The organism is Shimia marina (genome assembly GCF_001458175.1).
GTDB classification, from domain to species: domain Bacteria; phylum Pseudomonadota; class Alphaproteobacteria; order Rhodobacterales; family Rhodobacteraceae; genus Shimia; species Shimia marina.
The window spans coordinates 729805-751118 of record NZ_CYPW01000006.1; the positions used below are offsets into that span (position 1 = coordinate 729805).

At 58.9% G+C, this 21314-nt stretch carries 11 protein-coding genes; 7 read left to right on the plus strand and 4 right to left on the minus strand.

The window, feature by feature from the left end:
* Nucleotides 1–2 precede the first annotated feature (2 nt).
* Nucleotides 3–2171 (minus strand): response regulator, encoded by a 2169-nt coding sequence (locus SHM7688_RS05310; RefSeq protein ID WP_058238922.1) that lies wholly within the window; start codon nucleotides 2169–2171, stop codon nucleotides 3–5.
* A 146-nt stretch (nucleotides 2172–2317) separates the two neighbouring features.
* Between SHM7688_RS05310 and SHM7688_RS05315 the strand changes: the two genes are divergently transcribed.
* Together SHM7688_RS05315 and pbpC are read left to right on the plus strand one after the other, a co-directional pair.
* Complete coding sequence (locus tag SHM7688_RS05315; RefSeq protein ID WP_058238923.1) at nucleotides 2318–7753, plus strand: alpha-2-macroglobulin family protein; 5436 nt, start codon at nucleotides 2318–2320, stop codon at nucleotides 7751–7753.
* 1 nt (nucleotide 7754) lies between these two features.
* Nucleotides 7755–9797, plus strand: a complete 2043-nt coding sequence (pbpC, locus tag SHM7688_RS05320; RefSeq protein ID WP_058238924.1) for a penicillin-binding protein 1C — start codon at nucleotides 7755–7757, stop codon at nucleotides 9795–9797.
* 114 nt (nucleotides 9798–9911) lie between these two features.
* On the opposite strand, the gene SHM7688_RS05325 is transcribed toward pbpC, so the two are convergent.
* Nucleotides 9912–11087: an acetyl-CoA C-acyltransferase family protein gene (locus SHM7688_RS05325; protein WP_058238925.1), complete on the minus strand. Its 1176-nt coding sequence runs from the start codon at nucleotides 11085–11087 to the stop codon at nucleotides 9912–9914.
* A 159-nt stretch (nucleotides 11088–11246) separates the two neighbouring features.
* Here SHM7688_RS05325 and SHM7688_RS05330 point away from each other — a divergent pair, with 159 nt between their 5' ends.
* The 5 genes from SHM7688_RS05330 (at nucleotide 11247) to SHM7688_RS05350 (ending at nucleotide 15994) form a co-directional block, all read left to right on the plus strand.
* Nucleotides 11247–11804, plus strand: coding sequence for a helix-turn-helix domain-containing protein (locus tag SHM7688_RS05330; RefSeq protein ID WP_058239024.1), 558 nt, complete (start codon nucleotides 11247–11249; stop codon nucleotides 11802–11804).
* 252 nt (nucleotides 11805–12056) lie between these two features.
* Nucleotides 12057–13244 (plus strand): glycine C-acetyltransferase, encoded by a 1188-nt coding sequence (locus SHM7688_RS05335; protein WP_058238926.1) that lies wholly within the window; start codon nucleotides 12057–12059, stop codon nucleotides 13242–13244.
* Nucleotides 13241–14191 (plus strand): PLP-dependent cysteine synthase family protein, encoded by a 951-nt coding sequence (locus tag SHM7688_RS05340; protein WP_058238927.1) that lies wholly within the window; start codon nucleotides 13241–13243, stop codon nucleotides 14189–14191. The genes SHM7688_RS05335 and SHM7688_RS05340 overlap by 4 nt, the downstream gene beginning before the upstream one ends.
* A 19-nt stretch (nucleotides 14192–14210) precedes the next feature.
* Nucleotides 14211–15245: an L-threonine 3-dehydrogenase gene (gene tdh, locus SHM7688_RS05345; protein WP_058239025.1), complete on the plus strand. Its 1035-nt coding sequence runs from the start codon at nucleotides 14211–14213 to the stop codon at nucleotides 15243–15245.
* A gap of 185 nt (nucleotides 15246–15430) precedes the next feature.
* Entirely contained in the window at nucleotides 15431–15994 is a 564-nt protein-coding gene (locus SHM7688_RS05350) for a TetR/AcrR family transcriptional regulator (protein WP_058238928.1), read from the plus strand.
* On the opposite strand, the gene SHM7688_RS05355 is transcribed toward SHM7688_RS05350, so the two are convergent.
* Complete coding sequence (locus SHM7688_RS05355; protein WP_058238929.1) at nucleotides 15991–19419, minus strand: translocation/assembly module TamB domain-containing protein; 3429 nt, start codon at nucleotides 19417–19419, stop codon at nucleotides 15991–15993. The two genes, SHM7688_RS05350 and SHM7688_RS05355, sit on opposite strands and share 4 nt — an antisense overlap.
* Nucleotides 19419–21185: an autotransporter assembly complex protein TamA gene (locus SHM7688_RS05360; RefSeq protein WP_058238930.1), complete on the minus strand. Its 1767-nt coding sequence runs from the start codon at nucleotides 21183–21185 to the stop codon at nucleotides 19419–19421. Before SHM7688_RS05360 ends, SHM7688_RS05355 begins: the two co-directional genes overlap by 1 nt.
* Nucleotides 21186–21314 lie beyond the last annotated feature (129 nt).

Sequence of the window (21314 nt, forward strand, 5' to 3'; positions counted from 1 at the left end):
GATCAGACTGCAACTGCCGTGGCCTCAAAGGGATCGGTGGTCCCTTTGGGTTTATGTTCGGAAATGACCTTAAAAATCTCTGCTTTGCGCAGGGGTTTTGTCAGATATCGATCCAGACCACAGCTCAGCACATGTTCTTCATCACCCTCATTGGCCAATGCGGTCAGGGCGATGATGGGCGTACGCTGATTGCCGTTTTCTTCCAGTTCCCGGATTTTCTGAGTGGCTTCTGTGCCATCCATGCGCGGCATCGAGATATCCATGAAGATCAGATCTGGCGCGTAAGACTTGTACATCTCCACGGCTTCCACGCCGTCTTTGGCAAACTCAAGATCAATATCCAGAGACTTCAGCAGTTTTTCCAAAACCAGTCGGTTGGTCTTGTTATCTTCAGCCGACAGCACACGCATGCGACGGCGCATATTTTGCGCGGGGCTTGCCGCGCTGATGGCCTGAGCGGATTGACTGATGGCCAAACTAAGTTCTGCGCGGGAGCCGGGTTTTTGCAAAATGGCCTTGATCAAACTGTCGCCTTCGAGACCGGCAAAGGCTTCCGCATCGCTGGTCAAAGCCAGAATAGGGGGGCAGACATTTGCAGCGCGCAGTTCGCGATCAAGCTGTCGGGCATCCACGCCTGTTGGGGTGTGGTCTGCGAGGATCAGATCCACATGAGGTGCCAAAAGCATAACCTGCGACTGTTCAGTACACAGCGTGACTGTCGCCCCCATTTGCTCAAGCTGCTTTTTCAGAAAATCACTGCTGACTTCAGATTCCGAGGCCACAAGGACATGCTGCACAGTATCTGCCAGCGGGATCGGCAAATGATCGCAGTTTTCATCAATCGGCAGCGTTAGCCGGAAGCCAAAAGAGGTTCCCTCAGCTTCCACGGAATCCACCCAGATTTCTCCAGACATCAGATTGACCAGCTGTTTTGTCAGGGCGAGTCCGATACCGGTGCCCTCAAACTCTCGGTTCTGGCTGGTGTCGACCTGATGGAATTCGCCGAAGATATGGTCAATCTGTTCCGCAGGAATACCGATGCCGGTGTCTTGAACCGTGACATGCAAAACGGCTTTTGAGCCGTCATTAGTGATCACGCCTACCACCTGTACGCTAACATGGCCGCTGTGGGTGAACTTGACCCCATTGCCCACAAGATGCGTGAGAATCTGACGCAAACGCCCGACGTCACCCACGAATTGTGTTGGTAGGAACAGATCGTAATCCACAAGAAGTTCGACGCCTTTTTCACGGGCGGAGACTTGATGCAGGGTCATGACCTCATGAATGCAACGTTCCAGATCAAAGGTTTCATTGCGCAGCCCGACATTTTCGGCACCGAGTTTGGAGTAGTCCAATACATCGTTGATGATGGACAGCAGCGCTTCGCCAGAGCTTTTGATTGTCGAGGCAAAGAGACGTTGTTCTTCGCTCAAAGTGGTGTCCATGAGCAGGCCTGCCATGCCGACCACACCATTCATTGGCGTGCGGAGTTCGTGGCTCATATTGGCCAGAAAGGCGGATTTTGCCTGGCTGGCGGCTTCCGCTTCCTGGCGGGCACGGTGCAGCTCCGCTTCCTGGCGCACGCTTTCCGTAATATTCAATGCAAGGCTGGTGCGGTCCTCACCTTCATTTTTCTGATCCAGAAGTTTCAGAAACTCTTCATTCCAGAGTTGAACAATCACGGGTTCCGGTTCGTCATCATGCCAACGCTGGGCCATCATCTCGCACCAGTCATCCGGCGTTGTATCTTCCAGAACGAACAGGCCCTCGTGAGCAGCAAACTCCATGATCTCCTGATAGCTCACGCCGGGCTTGATGTGATCAGCTCCTTCAAACATCGCGAGATATGAAGGGTTCGCGGCAATCATCTTGCCGCCTTGATCAAAGAAGGCGAAGCCATCCTTTATGGTGGCAATGGAATGCCAAAGACGGCGCTCTGCCTGATCAGCGCGTTCCTGTGCCGTTTCCAGATCTGTACGAAAACGTTTGTTTTCCTTGACGACGGTTTCAAACTCGGCGCGTGTCTCTACGATCTCGTTTGAGAGCTGCGCAGCATGTTTGCCCAGCTTCCGATTGGCCGCATAAAGCTCGCGCTTTTTCAGTTCCAGCAAACGTTCGGCTGCCAAACGTGCCCGTCGTTCGTCAGCAAGTTTTTGCGCCAGCGACATTCGCCGATCCTCAAGTCGTCCACTACAGTTCAGTGAGTTATCTCAGACGACGATGAATATCTGCTTAACTCCCGTCTAGGCTTATCGCCGTTGCCAAGCTTGGCGTCTGCGTGCCACCATCGCTTCATTGAACTGAGGAGAGCGAAATGTTCCGCGTATTGACCGCTGTTTTGTGCATTTTGACCGCGACGACCACCATTGCCGAAAACTATATTCCAGAGCGCCGCGTGGTGGTGAGCCCGGATGTGGATTTTTATGGATCGGATCTGCAGAATATTTTCGACACCACTTACGAAGCCTGCATTCAGACTTGCTTGAATGATCCAAACTGCACGGCTTTCACGTTCAATCGCAAATCCAATGCCTGTTTCCCAAAATCGGCCATTTCACAGAAAGAGCCCTATGAGGGGGCGCTGTCTGCTGAGGTGTTCTCCGTTTCTGAGCAAGTTTTGCAGCTGGGCCGTGCGCGCAGCGCGGAGCTGATGTTTCTGCGGGAAAGTGATTTGAAGACGGCGCAGGAACTGGCGGAAAAAATTGGTCGCTACCACGCGGGCGGTGCTTGGGATGTCGAAGCCATGCTTGCATCTGCGCGGGATAGGCGCGCAGAAGGCAATACGCTGTCGGCCATGCGCTGGACTGGCGCCGCACTCAGCAAACAGGACCGCAGTGATCTATGGGCCGAATATGGCCGGATGAATGCGGCACTTGCCACATCGCAATCGGGCAACACCACAACCTACCAAACGCGCGCAGCTGGCGCGGCCATCAACGCCTATCTGCGTGCAGCCAGCAAAAGTGAGCAGGTGAATGCGCTTCTGCTATTGGCGGAGCAACTGGAGGAACAGGGGCGTGGCAAAGCTGTCCTGCGCAGCCTGCGTCTGGCCGATGGGGTGAAGAACCGAATTGATATTGCCGAAAAGCTTGAAACGGCAATCGCCAAATATGGCTTTCGCGTTTCGGATCATCAGGTGGAAAGTGATCTGGAAAGCCCGCGATTCTGCGCAGAATTCAATGAGCCTCTGATCAAGGTTGGTCAGGATTACACGCCTTTTGTGAAACTACCCGATTCCCGCCTTGCCGTGCGCGTAGAAGAGCAGCGCATCTGCGTGGAAGGCCTTACACATGGTCAGGATATTGCAGTGATCTTCCGCAAGGGGCTTCCGGCGCAGAGTGGAGAGACACTGTCCAAGGATACAGAATTGCGTGCTTATGTGCGGGATCGCAGCCCCAAGGTGGCTTTTGCCGGTCGCGCTTATGTTTTGCCACGTTCCGCAGATGCGGGACTTCCGATTGAGACGGTCAATACCGATGAGGTGACGCTGACCTTGCAGCGCGTGAACGACCGCAATCTTTTGCGGGCCATTCAGGACAGCTATTTTGGACAGCCGCTCAGCTATTGGCAGTTGGAAGATTTCAATCGTGATGTGGCTGAGACAATCTGGACAGGATCCGGTCAGGTAGAAAATCGCCTCAACCAGACCATGACAACGCGTCTGCCTCTGGGAGATCTGGTGAAAGGCCAGCCCGCAGGCGTCTATGCGTTGACGGCAGATCTCATTGGCGCGGATAAATATGATGAGACGTCCGCTACGCAGTGGTTTCTGCTGTCTGATATCGGGATGACGTCTCTCAGTGGGACGGACGGATTACATGTGTTTGTGCGCCATCTTTTGGATGCCTCCGCCTTTGCGCAGTCCAAGGTGACGCTTCTGTCGCGCGCCAATCGGGTGCTTGGGGAAGTGACAACTGATGCGCAGGGCTATGGCGTATTTGACGCTGGGCTGACGCGGGGTACAGGGGCTGCGGCACCGGCTTTGCTTATGGTGAAGTCGGAGGATGACTTCTCTTTCCTCTCACTGACCGAGCCGGCATTTGATTTGTCTGACCGGGGCGTAGAGGGCCGCCCGGCGGCGCCGCCGATGGATGTCTTTGTCACAACGGATCGTGGGGCCTATCGCGCGGGAGAGACCATTCACGCGACGGCATTGGTGCGCGGTACTTTGGCTGAGGCGCTTCCGGGCGTCCCCCTTACGGCGATTCTGACGCGCCCTGACGGTGTGGAGTACAGCCGGATGGTTTCGCCGGATGGTGTGGCGGGTGGCCATGTTTTTGCAATACCCTTGGGCGCAACAGTGCCACGCGGGCGTTGGGCAGTTGATTTCAAATCCGATCTGGATGCACCCGCCCTGGCACAGGCCAAGGTGCTGGTCGAAGACTTTTTGCCAGAACGGATCGATTTCTCACTGAATGCGCCAAACGCCCCATTGGACGCGGTGGCCCCAACGCCGATTGCGCTGACTGCGCGCTATCTGTTTGGAGCGCCAGCCGCTGATCTGGCAATTGAAGGGCAGGTGAAGCTAAAAGCAAAATCCGAGATTGCCGCCCATCCGGGGTTTGTCTTTGGGCGGTATGACACGCCTTTCTTTGGTCAGACTGCGTATTTCGATGGCGCGGTGACGGATGCTGCCGGTGAAGCTGAGGTATCGGTGACCCTGCCGCAGCAGGAGGCCCAAGGCAAGCCGCTGGTGGCAGAGATCGCGGTGCGTGTCTTGGAAGGTGCGGGGCGTCCGGTAGAGCGCCGCTTAGAACATCCGGTGGCCGCGCAAACCCCATTGATCGGCATCAAACCGCTCTTTGAAGAAGACGTCATCACGGAAAACAGCACAGCCCAGTTTGAGATTTTGCCGCTCAACGCAGATTTGGCACCGGCCAATATGGCTCTGCGCTGGGCCGTCAATCGGGTTGAAACACGCTATCAGTGGTATCAACTGAATGGCGGCTGGGAGTGGGAACCCACGACAACACGCCATACCGTTGCACAGGGGCGCATGACGGCAGAAGGGGTGCCGATTGCGGTGTCTGCCGATGTCACCTGGGGGCAGTATGAAATTGTAGTGGAGCAGGAAGGCGGCAGCTATGTCAGCAGTGCTCTCTCGTTCTCAGCAGGCTGGTATGCGCCTGCGGATACAACTGAAACGCCTGATACGCTTGAACTGTCCCTTGATGCACAGTCCTATCGGATTGGTGATACCGCGCAGCTGCGTCTGGTGCCGCGGTTTGCTGGCAAAGCTCTGATTTCGGTGATGTCCAACCGCTTGATTGCGATGAAAGCAGTGGACGTTCAGGAGGGCGAAAACCTGATAGATCTTCCTGTCACGGAAGAATGGGGCGCAGGGGCCTATGTGACCGCATCGGTGATCCGGCCTTCTGATGCGCAGCTGAGTCAGAACCCTGCGCGCGCATTGGGCCTGCGCTACGCAGCTGTGGATCCGGGGCACAAACAGCTTGCGGTCGAGATTGGCACGCCTCTCACGGCAGAACCGCGTGGTCCTCTTGATGTCACAGTCAATGTGGCAGGTATTTCAGAGGGGGAAACAGCGTTCGTAACATTGGCAGCGGTCGATGTGGGCATTTTGAATCTGACCCGTTTTGAAAGCCCTGATCCTTCCGCGCATTATTTTGGACAGCGGCGTCTGGGGATGGAAATTCGCGATATTTACGGGCGTCTGATCAATGGGTTGCAAGGCAGCATGGGGCAGCTGCGCAGCGGCGGCGATGCCAATGCGGGGAGCGGTTTTGAGGCACCACCGCCAACCGAAGAACTGGTGGCCTATTTCACAGGCCCGGTTGAGGTTGGCGCAGGTGGCAAAGCGCAGGCGCAGTTTGATCTGCCCGAGTTCAATGGCACGGTGCGCTTGATGGCTGTGGCGTGGTCTGACACCGCAGTGGGACAGGCCGAAGCCGATGTTTTGGTGCGCGACCCTGTGGTTGTTACCGCCAGCCTGCCGCGCTTTCTCGCGCCCGGTGATGAAAGCCGCCTTCTGCTAGAATTTGTGCATGCTGAGGGTCCGGCCGGACGTATGGGGCTTGACGTGGTTGCTCAAGGCCTGTCGCTTGATACCTCTGCTGTCCCGTCAGGTTTAGACTTGGCAGCACTGGGAACTGCGCGGCTCTCCGTGCCAATGGTGGCTGAAAGTGTTGGCGATCATACCGTTCGCATTGCGCTGACGACGCCTGACGGAAAACAGTTGGTAAAATCGCTCACTGTGCCGGTGCGGGCCAATGACCCTGCGATCAGCACCACACGCCAATTGAGCCTCGCGCCGGGAGAAAGTCTGACTGTGGGATCTGATGTGCTTGCTGATTTGCGGGCGGGGACTGGGGAACTGATGGTGTCTTCCGGCGCTTTGGCCAGATTTGATGCGCCAGGACTTTTGCAGGCGTTGGATCGCTACCCCTATGGATGCACTGAGCAGATCACATCACAGGCCTTGCCGTTGTTGTATTTTGAAGAGGTGGCAGATGCGGTTGGGGTCGTGCCTCAGGACGGTTTGGATCAGCGCGTTTCAGAGGCCATCGCTTTGATTTTGACCCGGCAGTCGAGCAACGGAGCCTTTGGCCTCTGGCGTCCGGAGTCTGGGGATTTCTGGCTGGATGCCTATGTTGGTGATTTCCTGTCGCGTGCGAAATCACGGGGCCATGTGGTGCCGCCACAGGCCTTTCAGCAGGCGATGAACAATCTGCGCAACCGCATCAACTATGCGCCAGATTTTGAGCGCGGCGGCGAAGATATTGCCTATGCGTTGTTGGTCCTTGCACGTGAAGGGGCCGCCGCCATGGGCGATCTGCGTTACTATGCGGATGTCAAAGCAGAGGCTTTTGCCACGCCTCTGGCGGCGGCGCAGCTGGGCGCGGCGCTGGCCATGTATGGGGATCAGACACGCGCCGACCATATGTTCCGTATTGCGGCTGACAAGATTGCGGCGCAGTCCACAAAGGCTGATGCGCCACCTCTCTGGCGTGCTGACTATGGTACAGCGCTGCGTGATGTGGCGGGCACCATGGCATTGGCGCTGGAAGCCAAAAGCGACGCCCTTGATCTGGAAGGGTTGGCAGAGCAGGTGACCTCACCCGCGCGCGATCTCTCTACACAAGAGGCGGTCTGGTCGTTGCTGGCCGCGCAGGGACTGCTTTCAGAGACTGGTGAAACCGCGCTGAGCTTGAACGGCACTGCCCTTGAGAGTGCCCTTGTGGCCCGCTGGTCTGAAGGAGATCTCGCAGGTGATAAAGTGCTGCGAAATGAGGGAGATACGCCCAAGAGGGTTACGCTCACAACCTTTGGTGTGCCGACTTACTCTGTGGAACAGGGGGGATATGGATATGCCCTGACGCGGCAGTATTTCACCATGGAAGGTGAGGAAGTCATCGCTGGCTCGGTGTCTACTGGTACGCGCCTTGTGGCGGTGCTCACCGTTCGGCCTTCCACACAGGTGGGTGCGCGTCTCATGATCAACGATCCGCTGCCTGCAGGCTTTGAGATCGACAATCCCAATCTCTTGTCCGGTGGAGACATTCGGGGGCTTGAATGGCTTGTGCCCGTCGCCGCAGAGCACAGCGAGTTCCGCGCGGATCGGTTTCTGGCGGCGGTGGACTGGCGTTCTGATAGGCCTTTCCAACTGGCCTATGTTGTGCGTGCAGTCAGCCCGGGGGAGTATCATCATCCGGCGGCCTCTGTCGAAGACATGTATCGCCCGCAATATAGGGCCAACACGGCGGCAGCGCGCCTTGTCGTGAGCGAGTGACATGCGGCTTTGGCTGGCGGTCCTGCTAGTTGGGGGGCTTTTGTTCTTTGCGGGTGCGCGCGACGCGCTGGACCGTTGGATCAACGCGACAGAGCTGCCGCCTCTGTTGGCAGAGACCTCCGTTGAAGTCCTGGACCGCAAAGGTGCGCTTTTGCGAGCCTATACTGTGGAGGATGGTCTCTGGCGTATGAGCGCTGCGGTGGACGACGTTGACCCGACCTATCTGGCCATGTTGGTTGCCTATGAAGATGCCCGGTTCTGGCAACATCAGGGTATTGATTTCAAAGCCTTTATGCGTGCCGCCTGGCAGGCGCTGACGCAGCAGCGTGTGGTGTCTGGGGGCTCTACCCTGACGATGCAGGTGGCGCGGCTTATTGAAGATTCCGGCACAGGGGCCTGGGCCGGAAAGCTGCGCCAAATTCGGGTGGCACTCGCGCTGGAGAAACGCCTCAGCAAAACAGAAATTCTACAGCTTTATCTGAGCCACGCACCCTTTGGCGGCAATCTTGAGGGCATCCGTGCCGCGACGCTGTCGTGGTTTGGCAAAGAACCACACCGGCTGACCCCAGCCGAAAGCGCACTTCTGGTGGCTTTGCCGCAGAGCCCCAATGCCCGCCGTCCTGATCGCCATCCAGAGGCAGCACAGGCAGCGCGCGATCGGGTGCTCTATGTTGCTGAAAAGAAGGGTGTTTTGACAGAGGATGATGTGCAGGCCGCACAAGGCACGCCAATTGCACAGACACGGCGAGCCTTCCCCGTTTTTGCTCCGCATATGGCCGATAGGGCGCGCTATCAGGATCCATTGGCCCAGCGGCATCATCTGACATTGGATTTGACCCTGCAAAAATCGCTTGAGGCGCTTGCTGCACAGGCGGTGCGTGGGTTGGGGCGGCGTTTGTCGGTGGCCATGATTGTTGCGGATCATGAAAGCGGTGAAATTCTGGCATCTGTGGGCTCCGCCGGGTTTGGTGATGGCGACGGACGGCAAGGCTTTATTGACATGACACAGGCCAAACGTTCGCCGGGGTCTACGCTTAAGCCTCTGGTATATGGACTTTCTTTTGATCAGGGGCTTGTGCATCCAGAGAGCCTGATTTCCGATCGGCCCGTGCATTTTGACCGCTATGCGCCGCAGAATTTTGATGGTCAATTTCGGGGTGATGTGCGTGTCAGGGAGGCATTGGCGCTGTCTTTGAACATCCCGGTTGTGTTGCTGACCGATGAGATTGGGCCAGCCAATTTGATGGTGGCGATGCGGCGCGCGGGATTGCGGCCAGAAGTGCCGGGAGGCGCGGCTGGGCTGGCGGTGGCTTTGGGGGGCGTTGGGGTGTCTCTGGAAGAGCTTGTGTCGCTTTATGCGATGTTTCCACAAGGGGGGGAGGCATCTGAGATGACTTGGAAATACCCAAAAAAAATACATGAAAAGCAACGCATTATAAGCCGTTCGGCGGCGTGGCATTTGGGGGATATTCTGTCTGAGATTGCCCCGCCGGTGGGGGCGGTGCGCAGCGGGTTGGCCTATAAAACCGGAACCTCTTATGGCCATCGGGACACGTGGGCTCTGGGCTTTGATGGCAGGCATGTGGCGGGCGTGTGGATTGGTCGGCCTGATGGTACGCCTGTACCCGGTGCCTTTGGGGCTGAGGTGGCGGCACCGGTGCTGTTTGAGCTGTTTCAGCGCCTTAAGCCAGAGCTGGATCCACTGCCCCCTCCGCCGCCGGAAACGCTGATTGTCAGCCACGGGCAACTGCCTGAGCCACTTAAGAAATTTAAAGGCAGGCAAGCAGTGTTTGAGGCAGTCTCTGAGAGCCTTGAACTGGCCTTTCCGCCACAAGGCGCGCGGCTTTCACAGGGGGAAGAGGGCGTGGTGGTCAAGGTGCGCAATGCGGCCTTTCCGTTGACATTTCTGGCCAATGGGCAGCCGGTGCTCACCAATATGCGCCGTTCTGAAGTGCGCTTGCCGATGGATGGGAAGGGCCAGGCAACGGTGACGGTGATTGACGCGACAGGGCGGTCGGATCAGGTCACTTTCTGGGTGGATTAACCATTTTTTGGCACGTCGGTATTGCGTCTGTATCGCGTCCGTAATGCGGAGGTGCCCAAAACACGCCGGCCAAAGGCGTTAACCTTTGGCCGATGCAGCTTTGCTTTGAAAGGTTTAGATACGTTCAATGGCGAGTGCGATGCCCTGACCGCCGCCGATGCACATGGTCGCCAGACCTTTGGAACCGCCAGTGCGCTCCAGTTCATACATCAGTTTCACGGTGATGATCGCGCCGGTTGCGCCAACCGGGTGGCCCAGAGAGATTGCGCCGCCGTTCGGGTTCACTTTGGCGGTGTCCAGACCAAGGCCCTTGTTCACGGCGATGGCTTGGGAGGCGAAGGCTTCGTTGCTTTCGATCACGTCAAAGTCGGCCACGGAGAGACCGGTTTTTGTCAGCAGGTTTTCCACAGCCGGGATCGGGCCAATACCCATCACCTCTGGGCGCACACCGGCGTGGGCATAGCCAAGCACGCGGAATTTTGGTGTCAGCCCAGCGGCCTCTGCGGCCTCTGCGCGGGCCAGCACGATGGCGGCGGCACCGTCGTTCAGGCCAGAAGCGTTGCCTGCGGTCACACGGCCATCTTTCTTGAAGACCGGACGCAACCTGCCCAGAGACTCCATGGTGGAGGCGGTTGGGTGTTCATCACGGACAAATGGCACCATGTCACGCTTCACTTTGACGTCGACCGGGGTGATCTGTTCGTCAAAATAGCCGGCTTCGATTGCCGCTGCGGCGCGTTCCTGGCTGGCGAGGGCGAAAGCGTCCATGTCTTCGCGGGTCACGTCGTGCTCATCGGCAACGTTTTCTGCGGTCACACCCATGTGGCCGGTGCCAAACGGGCAGTTCAGCGCACCCAGCATCATGTCCAGCGTTTTCACGTCGCCCATCTTCTGGCCCCAGCGCTGCTGTTGCAGGATGTAGGGAGAGCGGGACATGTTTTCTGCACCACCGGCGAGGGCAAAATCTGCATCGCCCAGCATCAGGGACTGGGTGGCGGACACGATGGCCTGAAGGCCGGAGCCGCAGAGGCGGTTCACGTTCATCGCTGGGGTGGTGTTGGGCACGCCAGCCTCCACAGAGGCCACGCGGGAGAGATACATGTCGCGTGGCTCGGTGTTGATGACGTGGCCAAAGGCCACATGGCCGATCTGGTCGCCCTGTACGCCTGCGCGTTCGATGGCGGCTTTGGACACAGCGGTCGCCAGCTCAATTGGGGGGGTGTTGGCGAGCGATCCGCCAAAAGTACCAACGGCGGTGCGGGCGCCGCCCAGAATTACGATGTCGGACATGGGTCCTCTCCTCTCAGTCGCATTTGTCGCGCACTATGCAGAGGGGCCCGGATGAAGTCAGCAGGAACGGCGCGTCACGGTCTGTTGACCCGTAGTCCTACGGAAGGTCGGCGCAGGGTGTTGATTGACAAGGGGACGGGCTTGGCGGCATCAGAGGGTATGGACACTGACTTGCCGATTTTGGATCTCCTGCCTGCGCGTCTGCGCGAAGCCCGCCGCGCACAGGGGCTGTCGCTGGATGCGGTGGCAAAACTTTCGGGCGTGAGCCGGTCGATGGTGAGCCAGATTGAACGGGGCGAAAGCAGCCCGACCATAGCGACGCTGTGGAACCTGACGCGGGCTTTGCAGGTGGATTTTGCCGGGCTGTTGGATGCGGATGCCGCAGACAAGGTTGAGGTGCTGCGCGCCAGTGATGTGCCGCGTTTTGACAATATGGGCCACCTGTGCCTGATCCATATTCTGTCCCCACCCGAAGATGTGGGCGGGCATGAAGTCTATGACATCCGGTTTGAGGCGGGTGGGCACCTGAAAAGCGCGCCGCACAAACGCGGCGCAACTGAGCAGCTCACGGTGCTGGAAGGGGCTGTGCGGGTGAGCAGCGGCGCGGCGGCGCAGGATTTGGCGACGGGGGACACGGCGCGTTATGCGGCGGATGTGGTGCACAGTATTGAAGCCACCCAGCCTGCGCGGGTGTTTTTGATTGTGAAGAATGGGTGAGGCCCTTTGCGAAGGGCTGCGGCTACTTGGGTAGACGCTTTTGCGACAGGTCAGTTTGCGATGTGAAGGATGCTGTCGAGACCTTGCTGCTCGGGGGGCCCCCAAGTGCGCCTCCCAGAGACAGCCCTTTCTGACGGTTGGATAGAAATGTTTTCTGAAATCACGGATTTTTGTCCGCTATAGTGAAATCCCCCCTTCGCGGAGGGAAATCCGTTATGATAGAGCTGCGTCCATCATTATGGAGAATCTCTCATGTCTGATGCTTTCCTGAACGACATCCGCAGCACGCTTAAATCCATAGAGGCCGAAGGGCTGATGAAGCGGGAGCGCATGATCACCTCGCCGCAGGGTGGGGAAATTGCGGTGGGGGATCGTGAGGTGATCAACCTTTGTGCCAACAACTATCTTGGGCTGGCGGACAATCCGGCACTGATCGAGGCGGCCAAGGGGGCGATGGAGCCGCGCGGGTTTGGCATGGCCTCTGTGCGATTCATCTGTGGCACGCAGGATCTGCACCGGGAGCTGGAGCAGAAGCTGGCGGCGTTTCTCAAAAAGGATGACGCGATCTTGTTTGCGGCCTGTTTTGATGCCAATGGCGGGCTGTTTGAGCCGCTGTTGGGGCCGGAAGATGCAATTGTGTCTGACAGTCTGAACCATGCGTCGATCATTGACGGCATCCGTTTGTGTAAGGCGAAGCGCTATCGCTATGCCAATAATGACATGGCGGATCTGGAGGCGATGCTGCAGCACGCCAAGAACGAAGGTGCGCGCCACATCATGATTGCCACGGATGGGGTGTTTTCCATGGATGGTTATCTGGCGAACCTGCCGGAGATCACGCGGCTGGCGAAAGAGTATGACGCGGTGGTGATGGTGGATGATTGCCATGCGACCGGGTTCATGGGGCCAAACGGGGCGGGCACGCCGGATCATTTTGGTGTGGATGTGGATATTCTCACTGGGACTTTGGGCAAGGCACTTGGGGGGGCTATTGGCGGTTATATCGCTGGGCCGCAGCCAGTGATCGACCTGCTGCGGCAGCGGGCGCGGCCCTATCTGTTCTCCAATTCGCTGCCGCCCAGCATTGTTGCCGCCGGGATCGAAGCGATCCGGCTGGTTGAGGAGGGGGCAGCGGATCGTAAACGCCTGTTTGAGAATGCGGCCTATTGGCGGGCCGGGCTTGAGGCGCTGGGCTTTGATATACTGCCCGGGGAACATCCGATCATTCCGGTGATGCTGGGCGAGGCGACGTTGGCACAGGAGATGGCGGCGGGCTTGTTTGAGGAAAGCGTGTATGTGTCGGGCTTTTTCTTCCCGGTGGTGCCGCGCGGACAGGCGCGCATCCGTACGCAGATGAATGCGGCGCTGACCAAGGATGAGCTGGACCGGGCGCTGGCGGCCTTTGGCAAAGTCGGCAAGGAACTGGGAGTGCTGAAATGATTTTACCCTCTGTTGTTGAGGCGATTGAGAATACGCCATTGGTGTCCCTGACCCGGCTCTGCGACCATCTGAAACTTGAGGGGCGTATTCTGGCGAAGCTGGATTATCTGCTGCCGGGGTTTTCCAAGAAAGACCGTGCGGCCCGGGCGATCATTGACATGGCGCGTGCACAGGGCAGTTTGAAACCGGGGCAGACGGTCGTGGAGCTGACCTCTGGCAATATGGGCACCGGGCTGGCGATTGTCTGCGGCATTCTCGGGCATCCGTTTGTTGCGGTGATGAGCGCGGGCAATTCCGTGGAGCGGGCGCGCATGATGCGGGCTTTGGGCGCAGAGGTGGTGATTGTGCCGCAAGCCGCGGGTAGCAAGCCGGGCGAAGTGTCTGGCGCAGATCTCGCCATGGTGGACGCAGCGGCGCAGCAGATCACCGAAGAGCGCGGGGCGTTTCGGGCGGATCAGTTTGGTCATGCGGGCAATCCGAAGGCACATGAAACCGGCACCGGGCCTGAAATCTGGGCGCAGTCTGACGGGGCGGTGACGGCCTTTTGTGATTTTGCGGGCTCTGGCGGGACATTGGCGGGGGCGGCGGCCTATCTCGGGCCCAAAGGCGTGCGCTGCTATGCGGTGGAACCAGAGGGTGCGCGCGCGATTGCGGGTGAAGCGGTGACGCAACCAGAGCATCCCATTCAGGGGGGCGGCTATGCCATGGGGGATCTCGTGCATCTGAAGGGTGCCGCTTTGGCGGGGCATCTCTCAGTGACAGGAGAGGACGCGCGGCAGGGTGCGCGCCTGTTGGCGCAGAAAGAGGGCATCTTTGCAGGCTTTTCCGCCGGGGCCAATCTGGCCGGTGCGATAGAATTGCTGCGCGGGCCGGAAAAGGGCGGCTGTGTGGCGATTGTCATGTGCGACAGTGGTTTGAAATACCTGTCCACCGACCTGTGGGAGTGATCTGATGCGTGCAAACACCATGACCGCGCTGGAGAAATCCCACCCTGAAAAAGGGCTGTGGATGGTGCAGGCCCCGGTGCCTGAGATCGGGCCGGATGAGGTGCTGATCAAGGTCAACAAAACCGGGATTTGCGGCACGGATATTCATATCTGGAACTGGGATGACTGGGCCAGCGCCACGGTGCCGGTGCCGATGATCACGGGGCACGAGTTTGCTGGGGAGATCGTTGAGATCGGGCGGCGGGTGGACGGGCTCACGATTGGTCAGCGCTGTTCGGGGGAAGGCCATATCATCGGCCATGAAAGCCGTCAGGCAAGGGCGGGGAAGTTTCACCTTGATCCCGGCACGCGCGGCATTGGGGTGAATGTGCAGGGGGCCTTTGCGCAATACCTGCGTCTGCCGGCGTTTAATGTGGTGCCTTTGCCCGATGATATTCCCGATGAGATTGGCGCGATTCTGGATCCATTGGGCAATGCGGTCCATACGGCGTTGAGCTTTGATCTGCTGGGCGAAGATGTGTTGATCACCGGGGCTGGGCCGATTGGGATCATGGCGACGGCGGTGGCCAAACATGCCGGCGCGCGCCATGTGGTGATCACCGATATCAACCCGGATCGGCTGGCGCTGGCGGAACATGTGGTGCCCAACGTGCGCGCGGTGAATGTGGCGCAGGAAGACCTCAATGATGTGATGCAGGAACTGGGCCTGAAAGAAGGCTTTGATGTGGGGCTTGAAATGAGCGGTGCGCAGGTGGCGCTGGATCAGATGGTCGAGGCGCTGGTGATGGGCGGCAAGATAGCCTTGCTTGGTATCCCACCGGGGCAATCTCCGGTGGACTGGTCTCGCATCGTGTTCAAGGCCATCACCATCAAGGGTGTCTATGGCCGGGAGATGTTTGAGACCTGGTACAAGATGATCGCCATGCTGCAAAATGGTCTGGATGTCTCCCGTGTGATCACCCATCGGTTGCCTGTGAGAGAGTTTGCGTCCGGATTTGATGCCATGCTGTCCGGTGCCTCTGGCAAAGTTGTGCTGGATTGGAGCGCGGTGTGATCTCCAGATCTGGCATCATGTGTTTTCAAATGCTGCGCAGCGTCTCGGATTTGCTGCATTCGCTCAAGTGACGTTAGGGGTTTTTGTGCGTCTGCTTGCGTGTGCCGCTTTCTACCCTTAGGGTCATTTGACAACTTGAGCGGTTGTTCAATGTCGGATGTGACAGGCGGCAGGGCAAGAAAACGATGCGCGATAAAATTCTCGAAGCCACGGCGGCTATGTTGGTGGCACATGGCACGCAGGCGCCGATGTCAAAGATTGCCCAGCGGGCGGGGGTTGCCACGGGGTCGCTCTATAATCACTTCGAAAACAAGGATGTTCTGATCCGGGCGGTTTATGAACAGCTTGGTCAGGCGCTGGAGAGGGCGCTGGTGGGCGGAGATGATCCAAGCCTGAGCGCGCAGGAGCGGCTGGTGCTTTACATCGAAAATCACATTGACTTCATCTGGGCGGATGCGGATCGCGCGGTGTTGTTTGAGTATCTGTCCAATGTACCTCTGTTGCCCGGATCTGAAGTGCTGGAGAGCTTTCAGGGGCCGATCGACTTTATTGCGCAGCTGTTGCAGGATTTGCAGGCAGAAGGCTGGGCCGTGGCAGGGGAGGCCTGTGTGATCAGCAGTTTCATAGGGGGCGCAATCCGCAATACGCTCAAATGGGAGCGCACCTTTGGTCGCCCGCTGAGTGAGGAAACACGCGATCAGCTGCGCGAGATGTGCCTGCGTGGCGCGCGGGCACCACAACCGGCTTAATAGTCACGCTGAAAGAACAGGCCGATGCCGTTGTCGTCATCCGATCCCACTTTGCCTTTGATCGTGAGATTGTCAGTCACATCCAGATTGAGGCTGATGGACGAGCGCCCTGTGCTGTCCACGCCGATCTCTGTGTAAACGTTTTCATTGATGTATTTGCCAGCGCGCAGACCCGGCGTGCCGGATTCATCAAAGGTCAGCCCCAGATCATCCAGCCCGGAGTTTTCCCCAAGCCGGGGGCCGCTGGGCCCTTGGCCGGAGAGTGTTGCCAGCGCGCCCGCCAGTTGGGCGGCCTGAAGGGCCGAGATGCTGGAGAGATCCCGGCCAAAGAGCAGCTGCGAGAGTACCTCGTCTTCGGGCAGTTCCGGATCGCTTTCCAGCAGGATTTGGGGGTCATCCAGAGGCCCATCAAGGATCACATAGATGGTGGCATCTGGCTGTTCGGAGATGGCCACGACCCGCATGGTGGGCACAAAATCTCCGAGCATAGAAATCCGCCCCTCGTCGATCTCAAAGGTTTTGGCCAGAAAATCGAGACGGCCCCGGATGAGATCCAACTCGCCATTTGGCGAGACGGCATTGGTGGTGCCGGTGATACGCATCCCGCCGTTGAAATCCGCATTCAGACCGAGGCCGCGCACGGCGATGCGCTCCTGAATGTCGATGGTGACATCCAAATTGAAAGGCGGTGCGGAGCTGTTTGAGGATTTTTCGCGGGCAATCAGCCCGGCGCGATCACGGGTGGTGCGGATCGCAGCGGTTTCGTGGATGTGGTTGATGTCTGGGACAGGCCCGGCGCCGGAGAGGGCCACCGGAGTGATGCTCACATCGGTGTGCCCGACGCGGATGTCGCCCGCGATGGTGCCGCCACCGGTGAGAGGACCTGTGAGGGTGATGTCGCCATCCAGCTCAGTTTTGAGGAGCTGGCCTTGTTGGTATTGAATGTCGCGCAATGTGATGGGCAGATTTGCCGAGAAAGGCGCGGCGAGATTGATGCTGCCGTTGACGCCAATATCGCCGCCGCCGGAGAACCGGCTTGTGACAGCAATCTGCGCGGCGTTATTGGCCAAATTCACCGTGCCGCCGATATCCTCGAGCGCGATTCGCAGATCGGGCATGGCAAACCGGGTGTCGTTGAAAGAAACCGTGCCCGTGACGTTTTCCGGGGCCAGCGCGCCCTGAACGCGCAAATCATACCGGGCCAGACCCTGTACTGAATTGGGTGACAAGATCAGGTTGGCCACCGCCAATGGCAGGGTGCCGGACAGGGTTAGATCATTGCCGGTCCCGGTGGGGTCAATCACGCCGCGCCCGGTGCTTGAGGTGTCAAACGGGCCGGTGGCGTCAAAGCGCAGGTCGATGCCCGCTGCGGTCTGAGTGACGCTGGCTTCCACATGGGCCGCGCCGGGGAGGCTGGGCAAAAGGGCCTGTACCCGCCCGATGTCCAAGGTCAGATCGGCGGAAGGGTCGCCGGTGGCAGGGAGGCTGGCCTGAATTTTGGCGCTGCTCTCTGCTGGCGCGGTTGCCGCGACATCAAAGGCCCAGTCGCTGCCGGTTTGCGTGGCACTGCCTGAGACGGTCACCGGCCCGCGGATGCCATCAAGATCCAGCACCCGCGCAATGTCATCCAATGCTGTCTCAAAGGTCAGGGCACTGTCCTGACTGGCCAATGTGCCCGCACCTGAAAGACGCAAAGCCGCGCTTGTCACCTCACCCTTGTGCAGGGTCAGGCCGTTTTCGTCCCGTTTGGCGGAAATATCGAGGCTGCTTGGCCCGGCGAGCAGGGGATCGGCGCGTGGATCGTCAATGGCCAGATCCTGTCCGGTGGCCCGCAGCGTCAGGTCAAATCCGCCATTCAGAGGCGCGATGTCTCCGGTCAGGCTGGCACTGAGCGCGCCCGCGATGGCGCGGTTGGCGAGCCCGGCAAAGGCCGCAAGATCTGGCACGTCAAGATCCGCCTGCGTGGCGATGACCATATCCGCGCCGGTGCCTGTGATATGGGCGTCACCGGTGGCGGTCATCTGTGCGGCCTGAAGTGTCAGGCCGGAAATTTTGATGCCTGCGTCCTCTTCCCAGAGGATGTCAGCAACAAAAGAGCCGGTGTCGCCCAGCGTATCGGCCAGCGTGGCATCGCTCATCACCAGCCCATCCATATCCAGCGCAAGCGCGGCGGTGATCCGCTCTTTGGGGGTGGTTGTGATGGTGCCGGAGCCTTTGAGCGCGAGCTGATCAAGTTTGAGCGCGTTGCTGTCGATTCCGGTGATATCGCCTGTCAGCGACCAGGCATCACCGGCTGCGGCGTTAAACTCTGCCTTGAGCGCAGCGCTGGTGATGTATTTCTTTGGCCCGCCCACGGGCAGCAACACCGCATCGCCATCGGCGTCGCGCAGGTCGATGTCCAGATCAAAACTTGCGGGCAGGTTCTCTGGTGTGAGGGCGAGCGCGCCGCGCAGGTTCAGCGCGCTGGAGGTAAGCGCGAGATTTTCAAGCGTGGTGCGGCCATCATCAAAGCGGCGCAGCAGGGTGTTGAGCGCAATGTTCTCGCCAAAGAAGTCCTTGTAGTCAGGCGCAAACAGCGGGGCCATATTGCCGCTGATATCGGCGCGGATCACCTGTGTCGGCGCGGCGTCTGTATTGGCACCGGGTTCTGTGGACAGAACGATTTCGCCGCCCAGACGCTCCTCGCCCTCTGTGGTCAGGCGCAGATCGGCGGTGAAGTCTTCCAAAGGGCCCGCGCCCAGAACGGTCAACCCAACCTCTGGCGCGCCGGGCAATTTGGCCAATGTGGCCACCAGACCGCCGGGGTCTTCATGCACCTGAAGGTCAATGCGCAGTGCGCCGGTGTCGTTGGCATAGGCCCCATCCAGTGCAAAGCGCCCCGCCGGGCCATTCAGGCGCGCCGCGCTGATCAGCGCCTCACCGGTGCCGCCTTCCAGTATCAGCCGCGCGGTGAGTGACATATCCACAGGTTCCCCAAGCAGGGAGTCTCCAAGGGAAATACGCTCTGCTTTCAGGGATTGAATATTGATGCTGACCGGCAATTCCGGCAGCGCAAAGGGCTTGGCTTCGGCAGTTGTGGGGGCAGGCTCTGATTTGGGTGCGCGGGCAAGAATGATCTCTTCTGCGCTCAGTTCGTTGACATTGATATTGCCACGCAGCACGGCCAGCCGGTTCCAGTTCAATGTCACGCCATTGAGGGTCAGCCAGAGCCCTTCGGCGTCAGAGATGCGCAGGCTGTCCAATGTCGCGTTTGAACTGATGGCACCGCGCAGCCCCACGACCTCGACCTCACGCCCCGCGCCGGAAAGCGAGTCTTCCAGAAAACGGGTGAGCATGCCCTTATCTTCGTCGCTGGCCTCCTCTGCCTCTTGGGCAAAGGCGTGGAGCGGTAAAAATGACAGCAGGAGAATAAAGAGCCAGCGCATCAATATGTATGTCCTATGCCGATGTAGAGCTGAACGCCATCGCCGGTACCGCCAGAGACCGGCAGACCAAGATCAAGACGCAGAGGGCCAAAGCCGGTGTTATAGCGCACGCCAAGCCCCGCACCGGCGTGCCAGCTGCCGCCAGAAGTCAGCGCAGCAGATTCGCCGACAAACCCGGCGTCATAAAAGGCCACTGTGGAGATGGTGTCGGTGATTTTCACACGCAATTCGCCGGACAGTCCGAGAAAGGACAGACCCCCGCTTTCGATGCCGTCCACGGTGACGAAGTTGGATTGATAGGGCTGGCCCCGCACGGTGCCGCCGCCGCCGGAATAAAACAGCAGGTCCGGTGGAGTTTCAGACAGAGACGGGCCGATGATGCTGCCGAGTTGTAAGCGGCCTGCCGCGATCACGCCATTGTCCGATCCAAATCCGCGATAGGCCCGCAAGTCGCCTTCGAGGTAAAGCGTGCTTTCCGCATCCCCGCCACCCGCATAGGGGAAGGCCGTGGCCTCGACATAGTAGCCTCGGGTTGGGTTGGAGATATTGTCACGCCGGTCCAGTTTGGTGGTGGAAGACACGCCGATGGCTTTGAAGTGGCGTTCGCCGAAATTGTCATCCACGTCAGAAAAGAAGCCGGTGAGCGCGAGGCTGGTTTCAAAGCGGTCAGAGTGAATGCGCTTGAGACCAACCGAGGCCCCAAGCTGGCGCAGGAAATAGAGGTCTTCGTCCTCTTGCTTCAGCTCAGCGCCAAGTGTCAGGGAGACATTAGATCGTAAGGTGGCTGGGCGCGTGTATAAGGTGCCGACACGGTAGTTCACGCCGCTGCTTTGCGCACCGAGATTTTCGATGGCCGCATCAAACCGCAGGCTGTCGGCCTGATTGCGCAGATTGCGGTGCAGCCAGAAGGCTGTCAGGCTGAGCCCATCACGGCTTTCCAATTCGGCACCAAAGCCGAACCGCCGGGGCGCGTTATCCACCACCGTCAGTTCCATATCCAATGTGTCATCCGCATTCGGTGTGTCCGCTTCGCGCAGGTCGATGCTGCGAAAGGTTTCGGTACGGCGCAGACGTGCAGAAACCTGACTGACCGTTTCGGGGGAAAAAGGCGCGCCTTCGGGCAGGTCCGCAATTTCCAGAACCCGTGCCTCTGGCACTTTGGAGTCCCCTCGATAAGTCAGCTTGCCAAACCGCAATTTGGGGCCTGGCTCCAGAGTGATGTCCACATCCAGTTCGCTGTTGCGGTGGTCGGCGGTGATGGATTGATCAGACACACGGGCTTTGGCATGGCCCTCGGTGCGCCAGCCATCAATCCCTTCCCGTGCCGCGCTTTCAATGGCGTTCAGATTGGCCGGGGCTTTGGGGGCAAAGTCTTCGGTCAGTTCCGTCTCTGGCGTCAAAGGCGCCATCTCGGTCCGCCCAAAGAGGAAACGCGGTCCCGGTGTCACATCGACCACAACGTCTGAGACGGTCGCAATATTGGCAAAAGGGGAGATGTCGGCGGCTTCCTGCCCGTTGACGCGGATAGAGATCTTCGGGCTGAAATAGCCTTGTCCATAGAGCACGCTGATCATGCGTTTGTAGTCAGACTGCGCGGCGGCAACGACATCCTGTCCGCCCGTTGTGCCGTCTTCTTTGGCAGTTGTGAGCAGGGACGCGCCACTGAGGCGGTCCGGCAGTGTCTCATCGCCACCATGGGTGCGGAAATCTATTTCAAAGGCGTTCAGGGGTTCTAGGGTGATCCCAAGACCTGCCGTTGCAACCATTGTTCCGAAAAGGGTGCGGAGCCACCATGCGCTTATTCGCAACCTAATCCCCCATGCGCCAAAACCACACTTCAAAAAATCGTCCCGTCGCGCCAATCAGGACAGCAGAGGCCGCCAGAGTATCGCAAG